Origin of the sequence: Sphingopyxis sp. OAS728, assembly GCF_014873485.1 — a bacterium.
In the GTDB taxonomy this organism is placed as follows: domain Bacteria; phylum Pseudomonadota; class Alphaproteobacteria; order Sphingomonadales; family Sphingomonadaceae; genus Sphingopyxis.
On the sequence record NZ_JADBDT010000001.1, the window covers coordinates 1,905,900 to 1,927,223 of the forward strand.

16 protein-coding genes are annotated in these 21,324 nt (G+C 64.1%); 6 read left to right on the top strand and 10 right to left on the bottom strand.

What is annotated here, in order from left to right:
• Nucleotides 1-15: 15 nt before the first annotated feature.
• Nucleotides 16-2,019 carry a sugar-binding domain-containing protein gene (locus GGC65_RS08805; protein ID WP_225940736.1) on the bottom strand — a complete coding sequence of 668 codons (2,004 nt, stop codon included), beginning with the start codon at nucleotides 2,017-2,019 and terminating at the stop codon, nucleotides 16-18.
• Between the two features lie 32 nt (nucleotides 2,020-2,051).
• Nucleotides 2,052-3,356: an MFS transporter gene (locus GGC65_RS08810; protein ID WP_192646816.1), complete on the bottom strand. Its 1,305-nt coding sequence runs from the start codon at nucleotides 3,354-3,356 to the stop codon at nucleotides 2,052-2,054.
• Between the two features lie 174 nt (nucleotides 3,357-3,530).
• Here GGC65_RS08810 and GGC65_RS08815 point away from each other — a divergent pair, with 174 nt between their 5' ends.
• Entirely contained in the window at nucleotides 3,531-4,685 is a 1,155-nt protein-coding gene (locus GGC65_RS08815; protein ID WP_192646817.1) for a cellulase family glycosylhydrolase, read from the top strand.
• A gap of 11 nt (nucleotides 4,686-4,696) precedes the next feature.
• Nucleotides 4,697-5,620, top strand: coding sequence for a family 43 glycosylhydrolase (locus tag GGC65_RS08820; protein WP_318780145.1), 924 nt, complete (start codon nucleotides 4,697-4,699; stop codon nucleotides 5,618-5,620).
• 1 nt (nucleotide 5,621) lies between these two features.
• Here the strand turns inward: GGC65_RS08820 and GGC65_RS08825 are convergent, their stop codons facing one another.
• Nucleotides 5,622-6,353, bottom strand: coding sequence for a FadR/GntR family transcriptional regulator (locus GGC65_RS08825; RefSeq protein ID WP_192646818.1), 732 nt, complete (start codon nucleotides 6,351-6,353; stop codon nucleotides 5,622-5,624).
• A 136-nt stretch (nucleotides 6,354-6,489) separates the two neighbouring features.
• Here GGC65_RS08825 and GGC65_RS08830 point away from each other — a divergent pair, with 136 nt between their 5' ends.
• From GGC65_RS08830 to GGC65_RS08840, 3 genes are all read left to right on the top strand, one after another.
• Nucleotides 6,490-8,013: a sulfatase gene (locus GGC65_RS08830; protein ID WP_192646819.1), complete on the top strand. Its 1,524-nt coding sequence runs from the start codon at nucleotides 6,490-6,492 to the stop codon at nucleotides 8,011-8,013.
• A 101-nt stretch (nucleotides 8,014-8,114) separates the two neighbouring features.
• A complete protein-coding gene (locus tag GGC65_RS08835) occupies nucleotides 8,115-9,035 on the top strand; it encodes a formylglycine-generating enzyme family protein (protein WP_192649461.1) in 921 nt (306 codons plus the stop codon).
• A gap of 2 nt (nucleotides 9,036-9,037) precedes the next feature.
• The gene (locus GGC65_RS08840; protein ID WP_225940737.1) at nucleotides 9,038-10,600 is read left to right on the top strand and encodes a sulfatase; all 1,563 of its coding nucleotides are present in this window, start codon (nucleotides 9,038-9,040) and stop codon (nucleotides 10,598-10,600) included.
• A 69-nt stretch (nucleotides 10,601-10,669) separates the two neighbouring features.
• Here the strand turns inward: GGC65_RS08840 and GGC65_RS08845 are convergent, their stop codons facing one another.
• The 6 genes from GGC65_RS08845 to GGC65_RS08870 form a co-directional block, all read right to left on the bottom strand.
• Complete coding sequence (locus tag GGC65_RS08845) at nucleotides 10,670-11,671, bottom strand: glycoside hydrolase family 43 protein (protein ID WP_225941101.1); 1,002 nt, start codon at nucleotides 11,669-11,671, stop codon at nucleotides 10,670-10,672.
• Between the two features lie 98 nt (nucleotides 11,672-11,769).
• The gene (locus tag GGC65_RS08850; RefSeq protein ID WP_192646820.1) at nucleotides 11,770-14,559 is read right to left on the bottom strand and encodes a TonB-dependent receptor; all 2,790 of its coding nucleotides are present in this window, start codon (nucleotides 14,557-14,559) and stop codon (nucleotides 11,770-11,772) included.
• Nucleotides 14,560-14,753: 194 nt separating this feature from the next.
• A complete protein-coding gene (locus GGC65_RS08855) occupies nucleotides 14,754-16,178 on the bottom strand; it encodes a sulfatase-like hydrolase/transferase (protein WP_192646821.1) in 1,425 nt (474 codons plus the stop codon).
• A 24-nt stretch (nucleotides 16,179-16,202) separates the two neighbouring features.
• Nucleotides 16,203-16,832, bottom strand: coding sequence for a 2-dehydro-3-deoxy-6-phosphogalactonate aldolase (locus tag GGC65_RS08860; protein WP_192646822.1), 630 nt, complete (start codon nucleotides 16,830-16,832; stop codon nucleotides 16,203-16,205).
• A complete protein-coding gene (locus tag GGC65_RS08865; protein WP_192649464.1) occupies nucleotides 16,829-17,707 on the bottom strand; it encodes a 2-dehydro-3-deoxygalactonokinase in 879 nt (292 codons plus the stop codon). Before GGC65_RS08865 ends, GGC65_RS08860 begins: the two co-directional genes overlap by 4 nt.
• Nucleotides 17,698-19,293, bottom strand: coding sequence for a sodium:solute symporter family transporter (locus GGC65_RS08870; RefSeq protein ID WP_192646823.1), 1,596 nt, complete (start codon nucleotides 19,291-19,293; stop codon nucleotides 17,698-17,700). Before GGC65_RS08870 ends, GGC65_RS08865 begins: the two co-directional genes overlap by 10 nt.
• A 127-nt stretch (nucleotides 19,294-19,420) precedes the next feature.
• On the opposite strand from GGC65_RS08870, the gene GGC65_RS08875 reads away from it, so the two are divergent.
• Nucleotides 19,421-20,155: a FadR/GntR family transcriptional regulator gene (locus GGC65_RS08875; RefSeq protein WP_192649465.1), complete on the top strand. Its 735-nt coding sequence runs from the start codon at nucleotides 19,421-19,423 to the stop codon at nucleotides 20,153-20,155.
• Nucleotides 20,156-20,173: 18 nt separating this feature from the next.
• On the opposite strand, the gene GGC65_RS08880 is transcribed toward GGC65_RS08875, so the two are convergent.
• Nucleotides 20,174-21,313: an aldose epimerase family protein gene (locus tag GGC65_RS08880; protein ID WP_192646824.1), complete on the bottom strand. Its 1,140-nt coding sequence runs from the start codon at nucleotides 21,311-21,313 to the stop codon at nucleotides 20,174-20,176.
• Between the last annotated feature and the right edge of the window lie 11 nt (nucleotides 21,314-21,324).

A 21,324-nucleotide genomic window follows, 5' to 3' on the forward strand; every position in this document is an offset into this window, starting at 1 on the left:
CGGCTTTCCCCTCGCCTATTTATCCTCGAACAACGGCTTTGCGATCTTCGCGAAGTCCTCGACCGGCAGCTTCGACACCGCACGGTCGTAGGTGAGAAGGCCGTTGAGTTCGCCTTCGACATCGCTCGTCTCGGTATAGACCGATGCGGCGAGCCCGACTTCCTTCGCCTGACGGATGATCTCGTCGAACTTGATCTTATAGCGGCGGCGATAATCTTCCTTGTCGGTCGCGAACTGATAGATGCGCGCGTCGCGATCGGTGAACCAGAGATGCCCGGGGATCGGCAGGCCGACGCCGCCGAACTCGCCGGTCACGATCGGGCGATCGGCCTGCGGTTCGGGGACCAGCGGCACCTCGTCATAGGTGTGGATGTCATAGACGTCCGACCCGCTGCCCGGCACGTCGAACCAGCCACTCGCATTGTTGACCAGGCGGCTCGGGTCCATATTCTTGGCGATGGCGCCGACGGTTTTAACGTCATACTGGCCCCAGCCCTCGTTGTTGGTCACCCACATGACGATCGACGGGAAGGCACGGAGCGCACCGATCATGCGCGCCAGTTCGGCCTGATATTGCGCCATGCCGCCAGAGGTGAAAGTCGCCTCGCGGTCGCTGGGTCGCCGCACGGCCTGATCGCCGAACGCGCCCGAGGGCATGTCCTGCCAGATCAATATGCCGAGCCGGTCGGCGTCGCGATAATATTGCGCGGGCTCGACCTTGATATGCTTGCGCAGCATGTTGAAGCCGGCCTTCTTCAGGAAGACAATGTCGCTGCGCGCCGCTTCCTCCGACGGCGGGGTCAGCAGGCTTTCGGGCCACCAGCCCTGATCGAGCGTGCCGTTGTGAAAGAGCGGCTTGTTGTTGAGCAGCAGCGCCATCTTGCCCGTCTTGGGATCGATGCCGGTCGAAATCTTGCGCATCCCGAAATAGCTTTTGACGCTGTCGCTGGGCGAGCCGGTTACCGTCGCCGCGGCATAAGCCTCCGCCTCGCGTCCGGTCATCGGCGGCAGCCCGGTGCGGTCGTTCCCCGCGCCCGTCGGCGGCGTCACCTTCACCAGTTCGGCCGACAGGTCATAAAGATAGGGATCGTCGGGCGACCAGAGCCGCGCCTTCGGAATCTTGAGCACGCCCTGCCGGTTGCCGCGGACGATCGTGCTCGCGATCACCTTGCCCTTGTCGCGCGCGGTGATGCGGACCGCGTCGCTCGGCGTAGCCGTGCTGCTGAGCGCGACATCGACCGTCAATTCGCCCTTGTCGATGTCGGGTACCGCACGAAGGTCGGCGATGTGGAGGTCGGCGACGGGCTCGAGCCACACCGTCTGCCAGATGCCGCTGACCGCGGTGTACCAGATACCGCGCGGTTCGAGCGTCTGCTTGCCGCGCGGCTGGTCGCCGGTCGAGGTCGGGTCGGTGACCTGTACGACCAGTTCGTTCGCGCCGGCGCGCAGATAGCGGGTGACATCGAAGCTGAACGGATCGGAGCCGCCCTTGTGGCTGCCGACCACCACGCCGTTCACGAGCACGGTCGATTCGAAATCGACCGCGCCGAAGTGGAGCAAAGTGCGCTGGCCCGGCCATTTCGTGGGCAGCGTGAAGCTGCGCTTATACCACAGCCGGTCGTCGGGCATCAGCTTGCGCGCGACGCCCGACAGCTTCGACTCGACAGCAAAGGGGACGAGGATCTTGCCGTCCATCGTCGCCGGCTGCGGCTCGTTCGCCGGGCGGATCGCATAATCCCAATGCCCGTTGAGGTTCATCCACGTGTCGCGTTCCATCTGCGGGCGCGGATAGCTGCGCCATGCATTTTCCGGCGTCACCTTGCGGCCCCACTCGGACATGATCGGTCCGACATAGGCGGGCCCACCCTCGGTGCTGCCCGGCGCAGTGTAGCCTGCGGTGTTGGTCGTCGAATTGGCGGGCTTCTTCGGCGGCGGCGCGGCGGTCTGCGCATAGGCGGCAATGCTGGCGCTACCCGCCAAGAGCGCGGCAACCACAAGCAACTTCGAAACAGGCTTCATCGGACCCTCCCAATTTATATGATCAATGTGTTTTATAAAGAGTCGCCGGACGTGGCAACCGGAAATCGGTCGCGCCCTCCGCGCGGAATATGGCGTTCGATCAGAAAGATCGCGGCGGCCGAAAAAGCGAGCATGGCAGCGAGGAAGGTCATCGGAGCAAGGTCGCTGCCGGTCGCATCATGGATTTTCGGCACGATCGCCTGCGCGACGAAACCGCCGAGATTGCCAACCGAATTGATCGCCGCGAAGCCCGCCGCCGCCGCCGCCCCGGTCAGGAAACGCCCCGGGAGCACCCAGAAAAAAGGCTGGCCGGCAAAGATCGCCGCGGCGGCGATACATAATGCGGTGAACTGCAGCACCGGCGACGGCAGCGCTGCGGCCAATACCAAGCTGAAGGCGCCCACCAGCGCCGGCCCCACCGTGAAGCGCCGCGACCCGGCACTGCGCGCCGCGAGGCGCGGGAGCCACCACAAGGCCGCCGCTACCGCGAGCCAGGGGATGATATTGAGCAGGCCGTTGGTCGCATCGCTCACGCCGAAACCGCGAACGATCGTCGGGAGCCAGTAGCTGAGGCCATAGGCCGAGAGCGGAAAGCCGAGGAAGGCGACGCAGAGCAGCAACACGCGCAGGTCGCCAAGCGCGCGTAGCGGATTGGCATGTTCGCGCGTGCCCCCCTCTGCGGCGAGGGTTGCCGCGAGCCACGCCTTTTGATCGTCGCTCAGCCATCGCGCCTCGGCCGGCCCGCGCGGCAGGCGCGTAAGCACGACGGGGACGAGCAGCAGCGCCGGGATCGCAGTGACGATGAACACCCATTGCCATCCGCGCAGCCCGGCGGTGCCGTCGAGTTCGAGCAGCAGCCCGCCAAGCGCCGCGCCCACGGCATTGGCGAACGCGCTGGCGATCAGGAAAAGTCCGATCGCCCGCGCGCGCTCCGCCTGCGGGAACCAGAGCGTGAGCAGATAGAGGACACCCGGAAAGAAGCCTGCCTCGGCCACCCCGAGCAGGAAGCGGAGGATGTAGAAGCTCGTCGGTGTCCATGCGAAACCGAGCGCGAGCGTCACAAGACCCCACGCCCCGATGATCCGCGCGAACCACAGCCTTGGCCCGATGCGCTCGAGGATCAGGTTGCTGGGTATTTCGAAGATGCAGTAGCCGAGGAAGAACAGCGCCGATCCCAATCCATAGGCGGCTTCGCTGAGGCCAAGGTCGCCGACCATCTGCAGCTTCGCATAAGCGACATTCTGCCGGTCGATATAGGCGACCAGATAGAGCAGGCAGAGCAGCGGCATCAGCCGCCAGGTGATGCGCCGGACCGTCGCCGCGCCGATGTCGTCCATATCCGCCTCTCCCCGTTTTCAATTGCGGGCCGTCGAGGCGGTTGGCCGCCTTCACATTAATTATACGATATATATGCTTCCTATCGGCGCAAATCGAATCTATCAATGGTCCATCGGTTGTAACGCGGGGGCGAACCGACTCCCGCCAAGGACACCAGAAGAGGGAGAAGAGAGATGATCCGCCGGAGCTTCCTGCTCACCGCCGCCGCCGTTTTCACCATCGCCGCCACCGCCGCCCAGCCTGCCATGGCGCGCGAGCAGTGGACGAAGGAACAGGCGAACAAATGGTACGACAAGCAGCCCTGGCTGATCGGTGCCAATTACAACCCCGGCTCGGCGGTAAACGAACTCGAAATGTGGCACGAGCCCACCTTCGACCCCGCGACGATCGACAAGGAACTCGGCTGGGCCGCGGGCATCGGCATGAACACGATGCGCGTCTTCCTGCACAACCTGCTCTGGGAAAACGACCCCGAGGGCACGAAGAAGCGGATGAACGAGTTTCTCGCCATCGCCGACAAGCATAAGATCAAGATCATGTTCGTGTTGTTCGACAGCGTCTGGGATCCCAATCCCGTTTATGGCCTGCAAAGCCCGCCGATCCCCGGCGTCCACAATTCGCGCTGGGTGCAGGCGCCGGGCGAAGCGCGGCTGAAGGACGCGAGCCAGTACGGCAAGCTCGAGGGCTATGTGAAGGACATCGTCGGCACCTTCGCCAACGACCCGCGCATCATCGCCTGGGACGTGTGGAACGAACCGAACAACAAGGGCGGCGGCAATTACGAGCATATCCCCGACAAGAACAAATATGTCGCGCTGCTCCTGCCCCAGGTCTTCGAATGGGCGCGCAGCGCGAACCCGACCCAGCCGCTGACCTCGGGCGTCTGGATAGGGCAAGATTGGGATAATCTGGACAAGGTCGACGCGGTCGAGCGCACGCAATTAACCCAGTCGGACATCAACAGCTTTCACGATTACAGCTGGCCCGAAACCTTCGAGAAGCGCGCGAAACAGATGTTGAGCTATGGCCGGCCGGTGCTCTGCACCGAATATATGGCGCGCGGTAACGGATCGACCTTCGACGGCTCGCTACCGCTCGGCAAGAAATATAATATCGGCATGTACAATTGGGGTTTCGCCGACGGCAAGACGCAGACGCGCCTGCCGTGGGACAGCTGGAAAAAGCCCTATACCTATGACGAGCCGACGATCTGGTTCCACGAGGTCTTCCGCGCGGACGGCAAGCCCTATCGCCAGGCCGAAGTCGACCTGATCAAGCGCCTTGCCGCCGCGCCCAAGGGCGTGGTCCCGATGGCGAACGCCAAGTGATCTGGCGGCCGGTGTCCCGCGCTCTCCTCGCCGCGCTGCTCGTCGGCGCGGCGGCGATGGCGGCGGAGGCGCCGGCCCCGCTCTCGTTCGACGGCGCCGATCCCGACATCGAAGCCGCCGACGGGCGCTATTATATCTATCCGACCAATTCGGGCGGGACGGGACAGTTGCACGTCTGGACTTCGCCCGACCGGCGCCACTGGCAAAAGGGCGCCGAGCTGATCCGGCTCGACCAGATCGGCTGGATCGGCGACGACGGCGCGCCGCGGCATGCCTTGTGGGCGCCCGACATGGTCGCGGCAAACGGGCGTCACTATCTCTATTTCTCGGTCGGCCCGCAGAATCCGACGCCGAGCCGGATCGGCGTCGCAAGCTGTGCGAGCCTCGAAGGGCCGTGCACCGACAGCGGCAAGCCGCTGATCACTGGCGGCACCGGATTCGAAGCGATCGACCCCGCGGTCTTCGTCGATCCGGCCACCAAAACACCCTATCTTTATGCGGGCGGCAGCGCAGGCGCGAAGCTGCGCGTCTGGGTGCTCAAACCCGACATGGTGACGATCGATCGCGAAATCCCGGTCGAAACGCCGCCGCACTTCACCGAAGGCGCGTTCGTGCACGAACGCGGCGGCACCTATTATCTGTCCTATTCGTCGGGCAGTTATCGCCACGACAGCTATCAGGTCCATTATGCGACCGCACCGTCGCCGACGGGCCCCTGGACCTGGCGCGGCAAGGTCGTCGAGAGCGACGCGCGCTTCAAGGGCCCCGGCCATCATGCCTTTCTGCACGATCCCGCCGATGGCCGCTGGTATATCGCCTATCACCGCTGGGAAGGACAGACTGGCCCCGGTCCGTACAAGGGCAGCCGCAAATTCACCGTGCAACCGATCGCCTATCGCGCCGATGGCACGATCGCCCCGCTGGACATGCGCTAGGCTATTTCTCCGCGTCGTCGATCAGCGTCAGCACGTCGCCGATCAGGTGGCGCATCGCGCTCCGCGCCGCATCCGGATCGTGCGCCGCGATCGCGTCGCGCACCGCGGCATGGTCGGCCACGCTCGCGCTGCGCCCCTTGATCCGGTTGGTAAAACGGATCGAGGTGCGCAAGGCGGTGCTGACCACGTCGCGAAACTGCGCATAAAAGGGATTGTTCGACGCGCGCAGGATCGAAACATGAAAGGCGATATCGGCCTCCAGCGTATCATCCTCGCCCCGCTCGGCCGCCGCCATACGGTCGAGCCCGTCGCCGATGCGCTTGAGCTCTTCGGGGCGCCCGAATTGCGCCGCGAGCGCCGCCGCTTCGGGTTCGATCGCGACCCGCAGCTGGTTGAACTGCTTGAGCAGCTCGATCGAAAATTGCCTCTCGAGCAGCCAGCGCAGCACGTCGGTGTCGAACAGGTTCCACGACGAAGTCGGTTGCACCACGGTTCCCTGCCGCGGCCGCGCGCTGAGCAATCCCTTCGCGGTCAGCATCTTCACCGCCTCGCGCGTCACCGACCGGCTGACGCCATGGCGCTTGGTCAACTCGGCCTCGGTCGGGAAGGCTTCGTCGTCGAACTGGCCGGTGACGATCGCCCGCCCAAGATTGTCGAGCAACCCATAGGTCAGGTTGCGCCCGAGCGAAGCCGGCGCGTCGCCATGATCAAGTCCCGATTGTTCGAACGACACGGTCAGCGTCTCCTTATGCGTGGCCGCAAATCGACCTTGACTCCGATGGTAAACCCAACAGAAAACTAGACAAGCCTAATTAATACGATAAATATACATAAATGCCTCGACGGGAACCGGGAGGCTGGGAGAGAATATGTTCTATCGGTCATCCACCGCCCCCACATCGCTCGCTGGAAAGAAGCGCGGCCAAGCCGGTTCCGCCGCGACCAAGCGATTTTTCGCGACGGCGGCGATGGGGTTGGCGGCCATCGCGACACTGCCGTCCACGGCGGCTCTGGCGCAGACATCGCCCCACGCTCCCAAGGCAGCAGCGCAGGCCGAACGTCGCCCGAACATCCTTTTCATCCTCGTCGACGACATGGGCTTTGGCGATCTGTCGGTGATGGGGAACAAGAAGGTCGCGACGCCGAACCTCGACCGGCTTGCCCGCGAGGGCGTGCTGCTCACCAAATTCTACGACGCCGCACCGATCTGTTCCTCGTCGCGCGCCGGTTTCCTCACCGGGCGGTTCCCGGCGGACGTCGGTTTCGTCGGCATCACGGCGGCGCGCGCGCGCAATGCCGAAATCGGACAGGTCGACTGGCTCGATCCGCAGCTGCCGACGATCGCGCGGCTGCTCCAGCAGAACGGCTACAAGACCGCGCATATCGGCAAATGGCATCTGGGCGGCGGCCGCGACATCGGCGATGCACCGTGGCCGACGGCGTATGGCTTCGACAAGAGCTTCACGACCTTCGAGGGGCTCGGGCCGCGCGTGCTTGTTTCCGACGAGGAACGGTCGTTGGCCCAGCAGTCGGACAAGCTCGGCGAAGGGCCGCGCTTCTGGGAAATCAAGACCAACCTTACCGGGCTGTACGCCGACATGACGGTCGATTTCGTCGCACAGAATTCGGACAAGCCCTGGTTCGTGAACCTCTGGCTCAACGACATCCACGATCCCTGGGCGCCCGACGACGAAAGCCTGTCGTACGTCATGGGCAAGGGCGCGTCGTCCGACGACGACCAGATGCTCGCTTCGCTGGTCAAGATGGACAAGACGCTCGGACGTCTGCTCGAACGCCTCGATCAGATGGGCGAGCTGGACAATACGCTGGTCCTCTTCACTTCCGATAACGGACCGTCGTCGCTCGCGCGTTATCACGAGCGCGGCGAAACCGCGCCGGGGAGCACCGAGGGTCTGCGCGGCCGCAAGTTCAGCCTTTACGAAGGCGGTATCCGCCAGCCTTTGATCATGCACTGGCGCGGCCATATGAAGGCGGGAACGCGCGACGAGCAGACGGTGGCGCAGGGCGTCGACCTGCTCCCGACCTTCGCCAGCATCATCGGCACCAAGAAACCGGCGGGTGCCGCCGGAATCGATCTGTCACCGGCTCTGCAAGGCCAGCCGGTCACCGGCCGGCCCGACCTGTTCTGGGCCTATGGCAAGGAAGGCCGCCCCATGTTGGGCAAACCCAGCCAGCCGATCGACGTGTCGCCGCGCTTTGCGGTGCGCGAGGGCGACTGGAAGCTGCTCGCGAACGACGGCGGCGCCGACGTCGAACTCTATGACCTCGCGCGCGATCCGATGGAAAAACAGGATCTGGCGGCGAGTGAACCCGAAGTGCGCGGGCGGTTGCTCGCCAAGCTCAAGAAATGGCTTGCCCAGCTGCCCAAATGATCGTGCAGCAAAGCACCGAGCCACCACCGAACGAGACGCCCCCGACTATGAAAGCCGCTTCGCGCACCGCCGCCCCAGCCCCCGCCCCGTCGCACGAAGGAATGCGCTTCATCGAAGGCGGCGCCTTCACCATGGGCTCCGATCGCTTTTATCCCGAGGAACAACCGCAGCGCCGCGTCAAGGTCGACAGCTTCTGGATCGACGAGACGCCGGTGACCAACCGCGCTTTCGCCGAATTCGTCGCGGCGACGGACTATCGCACGCTGGCCGAGCTGCCGGTCGACCCGAAGCTTTATCCCGGTGCAGACCTCGAAGGCGTCGAGCCCGGATCGCTCCTGTTCCGCAAAGCCGACGGGCTGATCCCACTCGACGATCCGTCGGGATGGTGGGCCTTCGTCCCCGGCGTCGACTGGCGCCATCCGACCGGCCCCGAAAGCTCGATCGAAGGGATGGAGGATCATCCTGTCGTCCATGTCGCGCATTGCGACGCCGAAGCCTATGCGAAATGGGCCGGCAAGTCGCTGCCGACCGAGGCCGAATGGGAATATGCGGCGCGCGGCGGAGCCGATGGGCAGGAATATGCCTGGGGCGACGAGCTGGCACCCGACGGCGCGATCCTCGCCAACTATTGGCTCGGCCTGTTTCCCGTTTCGACGACCAAGGCCGATGGCAATTATCGCACAACGCCGGTCGGCAGCTTTCCGGCCAATGGCTATGGCCTCGTCGACATGATCGGCAATGTCTGGGAATGGACCCGCGACTGGTATGCTGCGCCGCAAGCGGCGAAGACCCGGTCGCCGTGCTGCGCGATCGCCAACCCGCGCGGCGCGACGCTCGCGCAAAGCTATGATGGCAGCGCCCCCGGCGCGCGCATCGGCCGCAAGGTCCTGAAGGGCGGTTCGCATCTTTGCGCCGTCAACTATTGCCAGCGTTACCGCCCGGCGGCGCGGCATCCGCAACATGTCGACAGCGCAACGAGCCACATCGGCTTTCGCTGCGTGTCGCGACGAAAGGGAGAATGAACATGCCACGTACCACGCACTGGACCCGCAGGGCCATGCTGGCCCTGCTGATCACTGCGACGTCGGCATGCGCGCAGGCGCCCGCGCCCCGCGCGGGCCTCCCTGCGCCGGCGCCAGCGACAGCGCAGAGGCCCAACGTCCTGCTGATCCTGATCGACGACCTCAAGCCCGCACTCGGCACCTATGGCGACCGCACTGCGATCACCCCCAACATGGACCGGCTCGCGGCGCGCGGCGTGCGCTTCGACCTCGCCTATGCCAACGAGGCCGTATGCGCCCCGAGCCGCATCAACCTGATGAGCGGGGCACGCTCGACGAGCAGCGGCATCTATAATTTCGGGATGAACCTGCGCGACTATATGCCCGACGCGGTGACGCTGCCCGACTATTTCATGCGCGCGGGCTACCACACCGAAAGCATGGGCAAGGTCTATCATATCGGCCACGGCACCGTTGGCGACACCGCCGGCTGGTCGGTCCCGCACCACAAGGAAAAGGTGATCGAATATGTCGATCCCGCGAGCACTGGCGGGAAGCCGACGCAGGAAGAGGCGCTGTTCGAGGAAATCCCGGTGCCCGAGGGCAACCCCTTCGCCTATGCGCGCACGCTCGCGCGCGGCGCGGCGTGGGAGATGCCCGATGTCGCCGACGACGCCTATGCCGACGGCCGCACTGCCAAGCGCGCGGAAGAACGGCTGAAGGCGCTGAAACAGGGCAACCAGCCCTTCTTCCTCGCCGTCGGCTTCGCGCGCCCGCACCTGCCCTTCTCGGTCCCCAAAAGCTATTGGGACATGTATGATCCCGCGAAGCTTCCGATGCCGGGCTTCGAACAATTGCCCGAAGGCGCACCCGCCTACACCGACAAGCAGGGCGGCGAGATCAACGCCTATCGGGAGCCGCCGCAAAATGTCCGCGGCGACCAGTTCTCCCCCGAGATGAAGCGCCAACTGCTCCATGGCTATTATGCCGGGGTGTCCTATGTCGACGTCCAGATCGGCAAGGTGCTGAAAGCGCTCGAGCGCGAAGGCCTCGCCGACAATACGATCGTCGTTCTGTGGGGCGACCATGGCTATCACCTCGGCGATCATGGCATCTGGACCAAACACACCAATATGGAGCAGGCGACCCGCATTCCGCTGATTTTCGCCGGCCCCGGGATCGTGCGCGGACAAGGCACCCGCCAGCTCGCCGAAACTGTCGATATCTATCCCACGCTCGCCGCGCTCGCTGCGCTGCCCGCCCCCAAGGGACCGCAGCCGATCGACGGCACCTCGCTCGCGCCCGTCCTGCACGACCCCGCGGCACGGGTGCGGGGCTATGCTTGTCACGCCTACCCCCGCCCCGGGCGTCTCGGCCAGGCAATCCGTACCGACCGCTATCGCCTCGTCCGCTGGACCGAGGAAAAGACCGGCGCGCGCGACTATGAGCTCTATGACCTCGTCGCCGATCCCGAAGAGACGCGCAATCAGGCGAGCGCGCTGCCCAAGATACGCGCCGAACTCGACGCGATCCTCGACAGCCAGCCCGCGGCACGGCCGATCAATGGCAAACCTCGCAAAAACTGAGACGAGCTCGGAGACAAAGAAAAGGCCGCGGTCAACCCCGCGGCCTTTTTTGTTACACGAATAAGGGCGTTAGCGGCCGCGCGATGGAACCGGAAGCGGGGTATCGCCGGCAACGGGCTCGCCAAACTCGGGCCAGCCTGCGTCGCTCCATCCGAAACGCTGGATATGCGGCGCACGCGCGGGCGTGCATTTCATCCCCGGCCCCGGGTTGGCGTGATAGATGATCCAGCTTTCCTTGCCGTCGGGCGAGGTGAAAAAGCCGTTGTGCCCCGTCGCATAAACGCCGTTCGCGCTCTTGAAGACCGGCTGCGCGGTCTTTGTCCATACCTTTGGATCGAGCACATCGGACCCCGCAGGCGCGTGGAGCAGGCCGAGCGAATAATCGTCGGACCAGCAGGCGCTCGCCGAATAGGTCAGGAACAGATCGCCCTTCGGCCCGCGCAAAAACTCGGGTCCTTCGAGGATCTGGCGCCCGCCCTGTTTTTCCCAGGCCTTGTCGGGCATGGCGATCACGCTTTCACCTCCGGTGAGCGTCCAGGGATTGCTCATCTCCGCGATCGCAAGCCCGCTGTCGGAACCGATATAGGGCGAGTAGGCGAAATAGCGCTTGCCGCCATGTTCGAACACGGTGCCGTCGATACCCGCCCGCGCCGTGTTGACGCGTCCACGATCGACCCACTCACCCTGCATCGGATCGGGGCCGGCATTTTCGAGCACGAAGACTGCGCGGTGCGCATCGTCCTTGAAGCCGCTCGCGGTCGCCGAATAATAGAGATACCATTTGCCGTCGAGGCGGTGCAGCTCGGGCGCCCAGATGCTGTGCGCGTTCGCACCCTTGGCAGGCGGCGTCCACACGACGCGCTTCTCCGCCTTCGCGAGGTCGGCGATATTGTCGGTGCGCCATAGCATCAGGCGATTGCCGAGCGTGTGCGTGTAATAATAGACGCCGCCCTCCTGCGTGATCCATGGATCGGGCCCCGACGTCAGCAGCGGGTTGGTGAAGGTCGGGGCGGCTGGAACCTCCGCCGCGCCGGGCCCGCTCAACCCTGCGAGCAAGGCGGCCGCCAGCAGCGCAACCGGGCGCAACCGGCGCCCGTCATTCTCTATGCCGGCGCGGCGGATCGACCCCGCCGCGCCCTGCTTCCACCAATTTTTCACTAAACCTCCCGTCAGAATTTCACGCGCGCACCGATGCTGTAGACTGTCTCGTCGCCGTTGAGCTGGAACACGACGCGCTCGTCGCCCCAATAGGTCGACGTCTTGTTGCGCAGGATATTCGTCCCGCCGATGTCGAGCCGCAGCGCCTCGGTCACGTCGTAACCGACGCTGAAGTCGAGGCGGCCGGCGGGCCGGACATAGGACAGGAAGACCGGCACATAGGCCTCGTTCACCCGGTCCGGATCGAAGGGACGCAGCGCGACACCGCCGGTATTGTCGGCGTTGATATATTTCGAGCGGAAGGTGTAGATCAGGCGCGCGCTGAGCCCCTTCTTGTCGTAGAGCAGCCCGGCGGTGTAATTATATTTGGACACGCCGACGAGCGGGTTGCCCGCGAGCGGGTCGTCGCCCTTGATCGTCGAATCCGCGAGCGTGAACGCCCCCTGCACCCCGAAACCGGAGAGCGCGCCTGGCAGGAAGTCGAAGAAATATTGCGCGCTGACCTCGATCCCCTTGAGGTCGACCGAGCCGACGTTGCGCGGGCTGGAAATCAGGAAGTTGAGCCCATCGATCGTTTCCTGCGTGTTCGAATTGACGACGCGATCCTTGATCGAGCGATAATAGCCGGTGACAGCGATATAGCCGCTCGGGAAATAATATTCAGCCGTCGCGTCAAAGCTGTCGGACTTTTGCGGACGAAGGTCGGGGTTCCCGCGTGTCCCGTTGTTAAGCAGGAACACATTCCCGACCAGTGTCAGCGACTCGCTGGGATTGAGAGATGCAAAGTCGGGGCGCCGCATCGAGCGCGAGTAAGTGAAGCGCGTCTGGAACGATTCCCCGAACTTGAGCCGCGCCGTCGCCGACGGCAGGATGTCGGTATCCGACCGCTTGGCAACGATGGGAGTGAAGGTCTTGCCCGTCCGCTCGAATCCGGAGATCGTGCGATCGGTGCGGATGATACGCGTGCCGATCACGCCGTCGAGCGTCAGCGAGCCGAGCGGAATCTCGTAGCTACCCTCGACATAGCCGGCGTAGGTCGTCTCGTCCGCATTGAACTCCTTCGTCGGATCGAAGTCGGGCTGGCGCAGCGGCAGGTTGAATAGTGCGCGCAGTTCGTTCCGCCCGCGCTCCGAGCGAAGATAGGCCGGATTCACGCCAAGAAATGCCGATCCGCCGTTGAGCCGCGGCGCGACCCCGATCACGCCGAGGAAATCGGGCGAGAGCGGCAAGCTCGAAATCAACCGCGCATTGGCTTCGGTCGGCGTCCCGATATTGCCAAAGCCGATCGACTGCACCGTGTTGGTCTGGCGCACTTCCTGGAACCGTGCCTCGCGCTTGGCGTAGCGGAGCCCTGCCTTGATCTTGGGCAGAATGCCGCCGACTTCATATTCGCCGTCGGCGCGCGCCTGCAGCAGATTGCCTTCGCCCAGCGTATAATTCTGGTTGATCGAATTGCGGAGCGACAGGTTGGTCGAGCTTAAGGGAATCGACGGATCGATTGTGAAGGACGGCCCATCGTTATCGTTGAATTCGACGAACACCGTCGGAACACGCTGGCCGACCTCGGCGTTGAAATTCTGGAGGAAGGACCGCGACGTCTGATAGGCGGCATCGACGGTCAGCTTGAGGCGGTCCTGTTCAAAAAGGGCACCGCCTGCCACCATCTTGTTCTTTTGCGTAATGTCTTCCGACGAACTGTTCTGATTGATCACGACATTGTCGAAGCGGGCGCTCTTGATTTCGCACAATCGCTGGACGGTGAACGGCTGGATCCCGACCGTGCCGTCGGCATTGTTGACCAGCGTCGGGTTGGTGCCGCCCGAATTGACGCGCGCGTCGAAGCAATAGTCGCTCGCCGTGACTTCCGACATCCGCGAATTGTTGGTGAAGGGCTGTGGATTGAAACCGGCGAAGCCGGTCGTGCTCCGGAAATAGGTGTAGAGGCCGTCGACATAAAATTGCAGTTCGGGCGTTGCCTGCCATTGCAGCGCGGCATTGGCCTGGAAGCGCGTGATGTCGCCGACGTCGGGCATGTTACGCAGAACCTGCGGCACCAGATAGCCGGGGGTGTTCAACGGCGTGCCGCTCGACGAGCGGCGCTCGCCGAGGTTGGTAACGCTGCGGATATTCTGGGCCTCTGAATAGGTCACATTGACCAATGCCCCGAACTCGCCGATCGACGTCTCGGTCTTGCCAGCGGCGAGAATGCCGAACTGGGGATTGCTCGCATCGGCGATCGTCGCATAATTCTGGCGTGCGGTCAGGACCAGTGTCGGGTCGCGAAAGCTGAAGGGGCGGTTTAGCCTGAGGTCGAGCGTGCCCGCGACCCCGCCCTCGATCTGGTCCGCGGTCTGCGATTTGAACGCGTCGATCCGCGCCAGCGCTTCGGCCGGCACATCCTGCAGGTCGAAGCCGCGACCGGTGGTGGTCGCGACCTCGCGCCCGTTCACCGTTGTCAAAATGTCGGTGAGACCACGGATGCGGACGGTGGACAGTTCGTTATTGCGGTCGTTCTGGACCTGGATACCGGGCACGCGCTGCAGCGCCGCGGCGACGGTGGGATCGGGCAGCTTGCCGATATCGGTCGCAACGATCGAATCGACCACCTGCACCGCGGTACGCTTCACCTCTGCTGCGCGTTCAAGCGACTGCCGGACGCCAGTGACGATGATGTCGCCATCGGTGCTGTCCGCCTGCTCCGTGGCGTCCGCTGTTTCCGACGGTGCAGTTTCCTGCGCGGCGACCGGCATCGAAACAAAAATCGCCGTTACCGATACGGCGCCCAACAAAGCCTTGCGCATAAACCCTCTCCCTATGTGGCGCGTTTCGCGCGCTCGTTCGCCGCCGCTGGTCGGGTGGCGATTCTTGAAACGATAAATAAGATAAAACAGAGAAACGATCAACGGTCTATCGTCGCGTTGGGTGATTCGACCAAAAAAAACCGCACCGGAACGTGCGTCCGGTGCGGTCGTCGTTCTGCGAAGCTCGTGGCCGGTCAGTCGCCCTCGCCGCCCATTGGTCCGCGCTCGAAGCGCGGCTTTGCGCTGACCTGCCCGGCATCGCCTTGCGACTTGCGCCAGGCCGCCAAGCGGCTGCGAAGCTCCGCCAATTCCTTGGCATGGCGCGGATCCTTGGCAAGATTCACCTTCTCGTCAGGGTCGGCCCGCAGGTCATAGAGTTCCTCCGCGGGACGCTTGTAATAGCTGTCGACGATCGCCTTTGCGGCGGGATCCTTTTCGGCCGCCTCACGCCATGACGGAAAATAGGCACCCGAGTCCGTCCGCATCACCTTGAGGTCGATGTGCGTCGTGTAGGTCCAGTCGGGATGCAGATTCTCGATATATTTCCAGCGGTCGGTGCGAATGCTGCGCATCGGATAGACGTTGACGCGCACGTCATTGTTATGCGTCGTGAAAATCTCCTTGCGCCCGGTAGTCGCCGGTCCGACGCCAAGCAGGCCCGCGAAGGAGATCCCGTCGATGCCCTGGGGCGCCTTGCCGCCGGCGAGCTGGACGAGCGTCGGCAGCACATCGACCCAGCTGACCATCGCATCGGTCCGCGTGCCCGGTTTCACATGACCGCCCCAGCGGACAACCATCGGTACGCGGGTGCCGGTGTCGTAGAGGTTCCATTTGCCGAACGGCCACTGCGTCCCGTGATCGGTCGAATAGAGGACGAACGTATCCTTGCCGAGCACGGCGTCGACCACATCCATCGTCGAGGCAAGATCCTGGTCCATCCGCGTCACTGCGGCATAGAAGCGCGCGCGCGCATCGCGCGTGATCGGCGTGTCGACCGTCTTGGGCGGCAGTTTCATCGCCGCCGGGTCATAGCCTTCGGTCGTCCGCGGCCATGGCACATGCGGCCAGTTGGTGCCGACAAACAGCGCGAGCGGACGCTTGTCCTTGCGCGCCTTCAGCCATTCGGCGGCCGCAGGGATGCCCTTGTGATCGTGGAAGGTGTCGTTGGCATAATAGTCGAAGCCATAGGTTCCGGTGTGCTGGTAATGCGCGACCTTGCCAAAGGCGACGACTTCATAGCCCTGTTCCTGCAGGTAGGAGGGGAGCTTGCGGATCGTGGCATTCGCCCGGTCATGGTTCGCCTCGGCGCCGTTGTGCGCGGGCATCATACCCGTCAGCAGCGCGGCGCGGCTCGGCGCGCATGCAGGCGATGCGACGAAGGCGCGGTCGAACGACATCCCTTCGGAAGCGAGACGCTGCAGTGCCGGGGTGCGGACATTCGCATCGCCGCCGAGCGGAACGTCGGCGTAGCTGAGATCGTCGGCGAGGAAGATCACGATATTGGGCTTCGCAGCCGCCTGGCCGCCATCACCCTGCGCCTGCCCCGGCACAGCCGAAGCGAAGGAAAAAGCGATGACGCTCGTCGCAAGGACGAGGTCGCGCCGGTTGAATTTGAACATCGATTATCTCCCGGATTATGATTTTTATCGGCCTAGCGCGGCAATGAAGGCGCGCGCGCGGTCGCCAACCTCGTTCGCGCTCAATCCCGGCCGGTAGAGCGCCGACCCCAGGCCAAAGCCGGCCGCACCTGCGGCAAGCCATGGCGCCATCGTCTCGGGCGCAATCCCCCCGACGGGCAGCAAGCGCGTCCCCGGCGGAACGACCGCTCCGAACGCCTTGAGCACGGCCGGGCTGGCCGCTTCGGCAGGAAACAGTTTCAGCGCGGTGGCGCCCGCGCGGAGCGCGGCAAAGGCTTCGCTGGGGGTCGCAAAACCCGGGAGCGAGACGAGACCCGCACTTGCCGACGCCGCGATGACGTCGACGTTGGTGTTGGGCGAAATGATCATCGTCCCGCCGGCGTCGGCTACGGCAGCGACATCGGCCGTCGTCAGCACGGTGCCGGCGCCGATGACGGCGCGCCCTTTCAGCCGATTAGCAAGGCGGCCGATGCTGTCCAGCGGATCGGGCGAGTTCAGCGGCACTTCGATCAGGGCAAAACCGGCGTCGGCCAATGCCTCGCCAATCGCCTCGACCTCGTCCGGCTTCACGCCGCGCAAGATCGCGATCAGCGGACAGCGCGCGAACGCGGCATCGAAGGCGGCAACATGGGTCATAGGGCTTTGTCTCCAATCGCAAGGATGCCGCGCGCAAAAGCGCTGTGGCTGTCGACGATCACCGGCTCGCGGCCGGTCGCCGCGACGGCGGCGGCGTAAAGATTGCCGAGTTCGGGATCGGCAAGAATGTGGATCTGCTCGAACGCGCAATCGTCCATGCGTGCGGCGACGTCGCTGCCGATCAGCACGCCGCTCGCGAAGGACGCCGCATCGGCATCGTCGCGCAAGCCCAGCACCGAAGCCGCGCGGATACCAAACAGCGACGCGGCGAGATCGCGCCGTGCGCCCTCGGCCAACCCTTCGCGAAATGCGTCGCCGTCCGTAACATTGGCGGTCAGCGACCCTGAGAGCAGGCTATGCCCGCGAAGCAGGGCGAACAACTCGCCCGTCATCGCGGTGGTGAAGCTGGCGATGCGCCCATTTTCCATCCTGGCCCATTTGCAATGGGTCCCGGGCTGCGCGAGCAGCGCATCGGGCGGCACCATCCAGCCCGCGACAGCGCCGAGCAACTGCACTTCCTCGCCGCGCATCACGTCGGCGCGGCCGTTCTTCGAACAGGAAACGCCCGGAACGATCGCCGTGCGGTCGTCGATCCAGTCAAGCCCCGCGACAAGTTCGTCCACCCCCGCGGGTGCCGCGACATAGGGAACCACGCGCCAGCCGACGGTCGAGCCGACCATGCCGGCAAGCAGCATCGGCAGGTCGCCGAAGCGTTCACGGATCGCGGCGACCTCGCCCGCGAAGTCGGTGACCGACGCGGCGCCGCGACCATCGCGCTCGGTATGCGCGACGGCGCCGTCCTCGAAGCGGAACACACGCCGGTTGGTGGTGCCCCAGTCGACGGCGAGAAAGGCCGACGGCGCGCTCACCACCAGGTCGCGTACAGCGCGATGAGGACGAGGATCACACCGACGCCCGCGACGTTGAACATCGTGGGGGTCGCGAAGCTGACGCCCTGCATCGTGATGCGATTGGCATCGCCGCGGCCCTTGAACATAAGGCTGATCCCTACCGCGAGCGCGAGGCTGATCAGGAAGACGAGGCCCATGCGATTCATGAACGGGAAGTCGGGCATACCGATCTTGAAAGCGTAGGACAGGGCGACCGACGCGACGGCGGCGGCAATGGCCCCTGCCTCACTCGCCTTTTTCCAGAACAGGCCGAGCAGGAAGATCACCGTGATTCCGGGGGTGAAGAAGCCCGAGAATTCCTGGATGAACTGGAACGCCTGATCCGAATTGCCGAGCAGCGGGCGGGCGGTAAGCAACGCGATCACGACCGCCAGCGCGGCGGCGATGCGGCCGACCAGCACGAGATGCTTTTCGCGGCCGCCGCGCTGTCCATCCTCGGCGTCGCTCGAAAGGCCGCGCGCCTTGGCATAGAGGTCGAGCGTGAAGATCGTCGCGATCGAATTGATCTTGCTCGCGGTCGACGCGATGATCGCGGCGATCAGTGCGGCGAAGACGAGGCCGAGCAACCCGGGGGGCAGCAGGCGCATCATCGTCGGATAGGCCTCATCGGGCTTGGCAAGATCGGGCGCGAGGACGACTGCGGCGATGCCGGGCAGCACGATGATGACGGGCATCAGCAGCTTCAGAAACGCAGCGAAGATCACGCCCTTTTGCGCTTCGCCGAGGTTCTTCGCGGCGAGTGCGCGCTGGATGATATATTGGTTGAAGCCCCAATAGCTGAGGTTCGCGATCCACATGCCGCCGACGAGCACGGCAATGCCGGGCAAATCCTTGTAGAAGGGATGATCGGGCGCGAGGATCATGTCGAAATGGCCGGGGACGCGCTCGGTCAGGATCGAGAAGCCCGCCATCACGCCCTGCCCGCCGCTGATTTCGTTGAGCGTCAGATAGGAAATGATGAGGCCGCCCATGACGAGCAGGGTCACCTGCACGATATCGGTGAGCGCAACCGCCTTCAGCCCGCCGTAGAGCTGATAGAGCAGCGCGAAGGCACCAAGCACGATCAGCGCGACATTCTGGTCGACGCCCGCGACCTTGTTCACCGCGATCGAACCGAGCCAGATGATCGAGGTCAGGTTCACGAAGACATAGAGCGCGAGCCAGAAGACTGCCATGATCACCGGCAGCGTCTTGCCGTACCGCTGCTCGAGGAACTGCGGCATCGTATAGATTTCATTCTTGAGGAAGATCGGCAGGAAATATTTGCCGACGATCAGCAGCGTCAGCGCGGCCATCCATTCATAGGAGGCGATCGCAAGGCCGAGCGCATAGCCCGATCCCGACATGCCGACGATCTGTTCGGCCGAGATGTTCGCCGCGATCAGCGACGCGCCGATCGCCCACCAGGGCAGCGATTTCGAGGCAAGGAAATAGTCCGACGTGTCTTTCGCATGCCCGGCTTTTTCGCGGCTTACCCATTGCGCGAGGCCGAAAATGCCGATGGCATATATGACGATGACGATGATATCGATTTGCGACAGGCCCGCCATGCGAACTCTCCCCTTGGCTGCTTATTGAAATCACATTTATCTTATTTAAACTGCTTGTCTAGCTTCCTGTGCAGGATCGGTGATAAGGCCGGGCAAAATATATAGCGTGGAGACGAACGTGGCGAACATGTCGGGATTGGGTATCGAGGATGCGGGGCCGCAGCTTGGCCGGAATTTGACCTATGGCATGCTCGACGCGATCGGGCGCGCGATCGTGGTCGGTGACTATGACGGCGCGATTTTTCCGACCGAGGCCGAGCTCGCCAAGCAGCATGGCGTCAGCCGCTCGGTGACGCGCGAGGCGGTAAAGATGCTGACGGCGAAGGGGCTGCTGAGCGCGCGCCCGCGACAGGGCACGATCGTCCAGCCGACGACGTCGTGGAACCTGTTCGACACCGATGTCCTTCGCTGGTTGCTCGAGCGGCAATTTTCGATCGACCTGCTGCGCCAGTTCAACGAACTGCGCGTCGCGATCGAGCCCGAAGCGGCGGCGCTTGCCGCGCGCGTCGCGACCGCCGACGATATCGAGCGGGTGAACGCGGGTTTGAAACGGATGGAACGGGCCGAGCGCGGCGAGGACGATACGCTGGAAAGCGACATCGCCTTTCACATCGCGGTGCTCCGGGCCTCGCGCAATCCCTTCTACGTCCAGTTCCGCGAAGTCGTCAGCACCGCATTGCGCACATCGATCCGCTTCACCAATCGCGTCAAGGGCCGTACCGCCAACGTTGCCGATCATGCCGCGGTGCGCGACGCAATCGTAGCGGGCAATCCCGACAAGGCGCGCAAGGCGATGCGGGCGCTCATCAGTGACGTGCTCGACCTGATCGATGCCGCCAACCCCGATGGCGCCGCCGGATAAGGGCGGCGCCGTTCGTGGCTATCGCTTGGCCCCGGTGGTCAGGCGATAGGTCATCACATTGCGATAGGTTTCGCCCGGAGCCAGACGCGCGACCGGGAAATTCCTCTGGTTCGGGGCGTCAGGGAAAATCTGCGGCTCCATCACGAGCGCGTCGCCGATGCGGTAGATTTTCTTGTCCTTGCCGTGGGTAGTCGCATCGAAGAAATTGCCCGAATACATCTGCAATCCCGGCTGGTTCGACCAGAGTTCGAACCCGCGTCCCGATGCCGGATCCTCGACACGCGCCATCAGATGCTGGTCGGCGGTCACCTTGCGCCCGATGACCCAATTATGGTCGTAGCCGCGGCCGAAAACGATCTGTTCGTCGCGCGCGTCGCGAACGCGGTCGCCGATCGCGGTCGGCTTGCGGAAATCGAATACGGTGCCGGCGACAGGGCGATATTCGCCCGTCGGGATCGCCCCCGAATCGGTCGGCAGATAGCTTTCCGCCGGGATCGTCACGACATGGCCCATCGCGCCGTTCGCCGAGCCTTCGCCCGACAGGTTCCAATAGGCGTGATTGGTAATGTTCGCGATCGTCGGACGGTCGGTCGTCGCGACATACTCGATCCGGAGGTCGTTCTTCTCGTCGAGCGAATAGATCGCATCGACCGTCATCGTGCCGGGATAGCCCTGGTCGCCGTCGGGGCTGACATAACGCAGCGTGACCGACGCAGTCGGCCCGCTCTTGACCGAGGTCACTTCCCACAAGACCTTGTCGAAGCCGAGCGTACCGCCGTGCAGCGCGTTCGCGCCATTGTTGACCGGCGTCTGCCACGTCTTGCCGTCGAGCTTGAAACGCCCGCCCGCAAGCCGGTTGGCGAAGCGCCCGACCGTCGAGCCGAAATATTGGGGCTTGTCGATATAGTCGGAGAGATTGTCGTAACCAAGCGCAACGTCGGCCTTCTTGCCGTCGCGATCGGGCATCACCACCGATTGCAGCGTCGCGCCAAGCGCGATGACCGTTGCCGAAATGCCATTGGCATTGGTCAGCGTCACCGCGGGAACGCTGCGCCCGTCGGGCATCTTGCCGAAGGTCGATTGCGTTGCTTCCGCACCAAGCGCCGGCGTCGCCGCGACCAATGCCGCCGCCGCTGCGCCCCAAGCCAGTTTCGTCATCTTCTTCACTC

What these genes read in the sequence shown, in the direction of transcription:
- GGC65_RS08855 (WP_192646821.1), bottom strand. Translation starts at nt 16,178, where the DNA reads ATGTTCAAATTCAACCGGCGCGACCTCGTCCTTGCGACGAGCGTCATC.
- GGC65_RS08810 (WP_192646816.1), bottom strand. Translation starts at nt 3,356, where the DNA reads ATGGACGACATCGGCGCGGCGACGGTCCGGCGCATCACCTGGCGGCTG.
- GGC65_RS08850 (WP_192646820.1), bottom strand. Translation starts at nt 14,559, where the DNA reads ATGCGCAAGGCTTTGTTGGGCGCCGTATCGGTAACGGCGATTTTTGTT.
- GGC65_RS08815 (WP_192646817.1), top strand. Translation starts at nt 3,531, where the DNA reads ATGATCCGCCGGAGCTTCCTGCTCACCGCCGCCGCCGTTTTCACCATC.
- GGC65_RS08805 (WP_225940736.1), bottom strand. Translation starts at nt 2,019, where the DNA reads ATGAAGCCTGTTTCGAAGTTGCTTGTGGTTGCCGCGCTCTTGGCGGGT.
- GGC65_RS08875 (WP_192649465.1), top strand. Translation starts at nt 19,421, where the DNA reads ATGTCGGGATTGGGTATCGAGGATGCGGGGCCGCAGCTTGGCCGGAAT.
- GGC65_RS08860 (WP_192646822.1), bottom strand. Translation starts at nt 16,832, where the DNA reads ATGACCCATGTTGCCGCCTTCGATGCCGCGTTCGCGCGCTGTCCGCTG.
- GGC65_RS08835 (WP_192649461.1), top strand. Translation starts at nt 8,115, where the DNA reads ATGCGCTTCATCGAAGGCGGCGCCTTCACCATGGGCTCCGATCGCTTT.
- GGC65_RS08880 (WP_192646824.1), bottom strand. Translation starts at nt 21,313, where the DNA reads ATGACGAAACTGGCTTGGGGCGCAGCGGCGGCGGCATTGGTCGCGGCG.
- GGC65_RS08870 (WP_192646823.1), bottom strand. Translation starts at nt 19,293, where the DNA reads ATGGCGGGCCTGTCGCAAATCGATATCATCGTCATCGTCATATATGCC.
- GGC65_RS08830 (WP_192646819.1), top strand. Translation starts at nt 6,490, where the DNA reads ATGTTCTATCGGTCATCCACCGCCCCCACATCGCTCGCTGGAAAGAAG.
- GGC65_RS08840 (WP_225940737.1), top strand. Translation starts at nt 9,038, where the DNA reads ATGCCACGTACCACGCACTGGACCCGCAGGGCCATGCTGGCCCTGCTG.